At 74.7% G+C, this 4228-nt stretch carries 4 protein-coding genes and 1 pseudogene; 3 read left to right on the top strand and 2 right to left on the bottom strand.

Annotated features, from left to right (window positions below):
- Together MXD58_RS21540 and MXD58_RS21535 are read left to right on the top strand one after the other, a co-directional pair.
- Positions 1-684: response regulator transcription factor (locus MXD58_RS21540; RefSeq protein WP_284678688.1), on the top strand; the 684-nt coding region annotated here is incomplete at its 5' end.
- Positions 685-760: 76 nt separating this feature from the next.
- Positions 761-1834 carry a cation diffusion facilitator family transporter gene (locus tag MXD58_RS21535; RefSeq protein WP_248839460.1) on the top strand — a complete coding sequence of 358 codons (1074 nt, stop codon included), beginning with the start codon at positions 761-763 and terminating at the stop codon, positions 1832-1834.
- A 77-nt stretch (positions 1835-1911) separates the two neighbouring features.
- Here the strand turns inward: MXD58_RS21535 and MXD58_RS21530 are convergent, their stop codons facing one another.
- On the bottom strand, positions 1912-2349 hold the full coding sequence (locus MXD58_RS21530) for a hypothetical protein (protein WP_248839459.1): 438 nt from the start codon (positions 2347-2349) through the stop codon (positions 1912-1914).
- 308 nt (positions 2350-2657) lie between these two features.
- On the opposite strand from MXD58_RS21530, the pseudogene MXD58_RS21525 reads away from it, so the two are divergent.
- Positions 2658-3865 (top strand): annotated as a pseudogene (locus MXD58_RS21525) (APC family permease).
- 74 nt (positions 3866-3939) lie between these two features.
- On the opposite strand, the gene MXD58_RS21520 reads toward MXD58_RS21525, so the two are convergent.
- Positions 3940-4228 (bottom strand): pentapeptide repeat-containing protein (locus MXD58_RS21520; protein WP_250609809.1); only part of this gene is annotated, 289 nt, incomplete at its 5' end.

Below are 4228 nucleotides of genomic sequence, written 5' to 3'. Positions count from 1 at the left end.
GCCCCCGCCCCGCCCGCGCCGGGCAGGGCGGGGGGCGGCGGCGCCCGGGTGCTCATCGTCGACGACGACCCCCTCGTGCGCGCCGGGCTGATGCTGATGCTCGACGGCGCCGCCGCCATCACCGTCGTCGGGCAGGCCGGTGACGGCGCCCACGCCCTGCGCGCCGTCGACACCCACCATCCCGACGTCGTCCTCATGGACCTGCGCATGCCGGTGATGGACGGGCTGGGCGCGACCCGCCGGCTACGCGCCCGCCCCCACCCACCCGAGGTCATCGTGCTGACAACGTTCGACACCGACGACAACGTCCTCGCCGCGCTGCGCGCCGGCGCCGGCGGATTCCTGCTCAAGGACGCCCCACCGGCACGCATCGTCGAGGCCGTCCTGCGCGTCGCCGCCGGCGAACCGATCCTCGCCCCCGCCGTCACCCGACGGCTGCTGGAACGCACCACCGCCGACGCCGCCCTACACGCCCGCGCCCGCACAGCCCTGGCCGATCTCACCCCCCGCGAACGTGACGTCGCCCTCGGTGTCGGCCGCGGCCACACCAACGCCGAGATCGCCGCCGACCTGCACCTCACGGTCGCCACCGTGAAGGCGAACATCACCCGGGTGCTGACCCGCCTCGCGCTGACCAACCGCACCCAGATCGCCCTGCTCGTCCACGACGCCGGGCAGCTGTGACGCACCGGGGGAGCAGGTGCAACAGGCTGGCAGCTGCGACCACACCGCATTGATCATTGTGGCTTATCGTCACCCCATGGCCTACGACGACCACGGCCCCAGCGAGCCTCCCAGCCCCGGCCCCGGCCCCGCCGCCGGCCACCACAGCCACCTCCACGGACACGCTCCCCATCACACCCCTGGGCACGGCCGGGCCGGGCGGCCGCGTCACGCGCTGTCCGAGCTGCTCGGGGGGCACAGCCACGACAGTGCCGACCAGATCGACGACGCCCTCGAAGCCGACAGCGTGGGGCGACGTGCGCTGCTGATCAGCCTTGGCACCCTCGGCGTCACCGCCGCCGTCCAGGCGATCATCGTCGCGCTGTCCGGGTCGGTGGCGCTGCTCGGGGACACCCTGCACAACGTCGCCGACGCGCTCACCGCAGTCCCGCTGCTGCTCGCCTTCACCCTCGCCCGACGCCCACCGAACCCCCGGTTCACCTACGGCTACGGCCGCGCCGAGGACCTCGCCGGCCTCACCGTCCTCACTATGATCATCTTCTCGAGTGGGTTCGCCGCCTGGGCCGCGATCGACCGGCTGGCACACCCCCGTCCACTCGAGCATCTCCCCGCGGTCGCCGCCGCCGGCCTGCTCGGCTTCCTCGGCAACGAGATCGTCGCCCGCTACCGCATCGGTGTCGGGCAGCGCATCGGCTCCGCCGCGCTGGTCGCCGACGGCCTGCACGCCCGCACCGACGGATTCACCAGCCTCGCGGTCCTGCTCGGAGCCGCCGGGGTCGCCCTGGGCTGGCACTGGGCCGACCCCGCCATCGGCCTGGTGATCACCGCCGCGATCCTCGGGGTCCTGCGCTCGGCCGCCCGCGTCGTCACCGCACGACTGATGGACGCCGTCGACCCTGCGCTGCACGCACAGGCCACCAGCACCCTGCTGCACACCGACGGCGTCCAGTCCGTCCGCGACCTGCGGCTGCGCTGGATCGGCCACACCCTGCGCGCCGAAGCCGACATCACCGTCGAGGCGACCCTGAGCCTGCGCGCCGCCCACGACGTCGCCCACGCCGCCGAAGCCCATCTGCTACGCCACCTGCGTCGCCTGTCCGCCGTGACCATCCACACCAGCCCCGCCCACCACCACCCCGGCCCACCCTGACCGGCCCACCCTGACCGGCCCACCCTGACCGGCCCACCGCAGCCGGCGCACGCCGAGCCTGCTCGCCGCGGCCGGAATCAAGGCAGGGTCATCGAGCTCAGCACCCGCCCGGCGCTGTCACGGGCGAACAGCGACAGCGGCGGGCGGTGCGACGCCTTGCCGAAGGTCGCGACCGTCCTGCTCCAGGAGAGAGCGAACGCGCCCGTCGCACCCACCGCGACGCGCATCGCCTCCCCGCCGGGAATCACCGCGAACAGCTCCTTCACCTGCGGGGACACCCGTCCGAAGGCCTGCCACAGCCAGGTCGGACTGTCCCAGTCGACCACCCGCACCTCCCTGCCGCCCGCGTCGAACATCTCCATCGGCGCCGACGGTGGCCGGGACAGCCCGGGGACGCGGTCCGACCACCACCAGCGCAGCATCGGCCGGTCGGACCAGGAGAAGTCCGGCGGGCCGTCACGGTCGACCAGCTCCACCAGACAGGCGGCCAGACCGTGGCTGCTTCCCACGAACACCAGGGTCCTTCGACCGCGACGAGCAGCCGGCTCCCGGCATCGGCCAACACCGGGCGGCCGTCACCGCCGCCGGCATCGACGCAGCCGCCCAGGCCCCGGTCACCGAACCACACATGACCGTAACGTCGATCTTGTCGGGTAGGTGCGGCACCGGCAACTCCCCGACGGACCCGCGGCGACGGCGCGCAGCCGATACGGTCAGCGCACATCGGCGACATGGCGGGATCGGTGGACCAGTGACCGTGCACGAACCCTCACCCGCGCACGCGCCCGGGCTGCGCCGCCGCCTCGGCCTGACCGACGCGGTGATGATCGGACTGGGCGCGATGATCGGCGCGGGGATCTTCGCCGCGCTCGGCCCGGCCGCACGCGAAGCCGGTTCCGGGGTGCTACCCGCACTGGGAATCGCCGCCGCACTCGCCTACTGCAACGCCACCTCCTCGGCGCGCCTCGCCGCCCGCTACCCGACCTCCGGCGGCACCTACGTCTACGGCCGTGAACGCCTCGGAGCGTTCTGGGGTCATCTCGCCGGCTGGGCGTTCGTCGTCGGCAAGACCGCGTCCTGCGCCGCGATGGCACTGACCGTCGGGACCTACACCTGGCCCGGCCACGCCCACCTGGTCGCGGTCGCGGCGGTGCTCGCGCTGACCGCGGTGAACTACGCCGGGGTGCAGAAATCGGCGCTGCTCACCCGGCTGATCGTCGCGGTGGTCCTCGCCGTGCTAGCCGCGGTGCTCGCCGCCGCCCTGTCCTCACCCGCCGCGCACACCAGCCACCTGGCCCTTCGCGCCGACGCCACACCCGGCGGGGTGCTGCGGGCCGCCGGCCTGCTGTTCTTCGCCTTCGCCGGCTACGCCCGCATCGCCACCCTCGGCGAGGAGGTCCGCGACCCCGCCCGCACCATCCCCCGCGCGATCCCCACCGCCCTGACGATCACCCTGATCGTCTACCTGGCCGTCGCCGTCGCCGCCCTCACCGTCCTGGGCCCCACCCGCCTCGGCGCCGCCCTCACGCCCCTCGCCGACACGGTGCGCGCCGCCGGCGCCGCCTGGCTGGTCCCGGTCGTGCGGGTCGGCGCCGCCCTCGCCGCCGCCGGCTCGCTGCTCGCCCTGATCCTCGGGGTGTCGCGCACCACCCTGGCGATGCCCCCCGCGACCGCCACCTACCCCACGTCCTCGCCGCGGTCCACCCACGCACGGCGGTGCCACACCGGGCCGAACTCCTCGTCGGCACCGTCGTCGCCGTCCTCGCCGCCACCTGCGACGTGCGGGACGCGATCGGCTTCTCGTCCTTCGGGGTGCTGGTCTACTACGCGATCGCCAACGCCAGCGCCTGGACCCTCACCGCACCCGAAGGCCGCCCGCCCCGCGCCGTACCCGCCCTCGGCCTCGCCGGCTGCCTGACCCTCGCCTTCGCCCTACCCGTGTCCTCGGTACTCACCGCCGTCGCGGTCCTCGCCGCGGGCGCCGTCCTCTACCGCCTGCGCCCCGCCCCGCCCACCCACCCGCAGCCATGAGCTGTTCGGACGCCGGCGTGGTCGCACGGCGCAGGTGTCGGCGCGCAGGGATGTTCGGGTGTGGGATGCGGCGGCTACCGGCGTCGCGGTGGACGCCTACCCGACGTCGACGCCGACTCGGACGCCCCCGCCCAGTGCGCCGGGCGGGTCAGGGACGGCGGGAGGACGGTGGTGATGTCCCCGCGGGCCGATGCGAGCTGCGCCGCGGTGAGAAACAGCGCGCCGCGCAGGTCCGCGCCACCCAGATCGGCACCGCGCAGGTCCGCGCCACGCACGTCCGCGCCACGCAGGTCCGCGCCACGCAGGTCCGCGCCGATCAGCAGCCGGCCGCTCAACCCGAGGCCGCGCAGGTCCGCGCCACGC

This window comes from Frankia sp. AgKG'84/4 (genome assembly GCF_023242965.2).
GTDB lineage: Bacteria > Actinomycetota > Actinomycetes > Frankiales > Frankiaceae > Frankia.
The sequence above is the reverse complement of the archived record's forward strand: the minus strand, read 5'-3'. Positions and strand labels throughout refer to the sequence as shown.

Coding starts and splice junctions, on each gene's coding strand:
- MXD58_RS21535 (WP_248839460.1), top strand. CDS start 761: ATGGCCTACGACGACCACGGCCCCAGCGAGCCTCCCAGCCCCGGCCCC.